At 22.3% G+C, this 1,463-nt stretch carries 1 protein-coding gene; it reads right to left on the reverse strand.

Features of this window, described 5'->3' with window-relative positions; all coding sequences use genetic code 11:
- Positions 1-23: 23 nt before the first annotated feature.
- Positions 24-1,322, reverse strand: coding sequence for a hypothetical protein (locus RI68_RS00860; RefSeq protein WP_017193372.1), 1,299 nt, complete (start codon positions 1,320-1,322; stop codon positions 24-26).
- Between the last annotated feature and the right edge of the window lie 141 nt (positions 1,323-1,463).

The raw sequence follows: 1,463 nt of genomic DNA on the forward strand, positions 1-1,463 counted from the left end.
ATTAATAATTGATGATAAAGAGTTTAACAAGATAACCTTTGTGTTAAGGGGTCGATATAATTATGAAATTGAGTATAATATTTGATTTTATCATGATTATTTTTTAAAGGTTGATGTTGTTTGAATTGATTCAAATGAAAGATATGATTTAAACTTTCTAACATTAATAAATATTTTTTTCTTGCTTTTAAGCTATCAAAAGGAGTAGCGGAATAATAAGCAGTAAAATAAAAAGTGGCGGTTTTTCCTAAAAATTGACGATATTTTTGAGAAAAAAGAGTTTGATTTTGATGAAAAAAAGTTAAACCTTGGTCGTTTTTAATTCCTTTATAACCATTAATTCTTAATATATGATTTTTTAATAAATGAGTAAAAATATGTTCTTTTTTAAAATTTAAGATATCTTGGAAATAAAAGGCTGTTAATTCTTTAGATTGTTGTGTTAAATCAAAAGGCAAGTATTTAATTGTTTTTTTAATAGGACAAGGTTGGCAACTCAAAGAGAATTGAAATAATCTTTTACCAACAAATAAACGATTATTTTTAACAATCATTTTAGACATTTCATTAATAGTTAAACCAGAGGAATATTTAGTGACATAATTACTAACTATATCAGCGAAATTATTTTTGATAGTAGTTGTTTTCAAAAAACATTCATTAATTTCTTGTTTAATAGTTTGGTTGTTCTTGCCTTTAGTAAAAATTTGAAGATTTTGAGAACGAGGATTTAATTTTTTTAAATTTGGTAAATGATGATTAACAATATCAGCCCACCATTTCGTCACTAAAGGGATAATAAGATTCTTATTTTGTTGAAAAAACCAACCATTATGAGTATTATATTTAGCTTGGTTTTTTTGATAATATTGGGAATTTTGGTAAAATTCAGTATTAAATAAAAGTCCTTTTCTTTGAAACATTACTTTATTATCATAGCCAAACATTTTTAATAAATTAACGTTAAATAAAAAATGAAAATGAATAACTTTACTTTTTTGAATTTGAGTAACTTTTAAAGATTTAAAAGTTTTTTTCATAAAATATTTAATTTTAGAGGGAGAATAATTTAATTTTTGTTTTAAATAAATTTTCATTTCTTGTCTTAATTTTTTCATAAATAATTTGCTTAAAGGTTCGATTTTATTTAAATTTAAGACCTCTTTAGAAAGAGAACCATTAGCATTGTGTTTTGGTAAGGTTAAAGTTAAAAAACTTAATTTATTTTCTTGATAAAAATTATGAATAGCTTTATAACGAGCTTTCTTTTTACTTGTTTCAATATTTCTAATAATATTAGAAAGGGAAACAGTTTTTTTCAAATCTTGCTTAAATTGAGGAGAAAGAAAGTAACAAATATCAATATAAATTTTATTAATTTCTTTTCAGTAGTTTGTTTATGGATAGTTGATGTATCATTGAATTAAAAAGGATAGTAATAAGTGCAAAAACTAATAAGTATG

Origin of the sequence: Vaccinium witches'-broom phytoplasma str. VAC (assembly GCF_000309405.1) — a bacterium.
GTDB lineage: Bacteria > Bacillota_I > Bacilli_A > Acholeplasmatales > Acholeplasmataceae > Phytoplasma.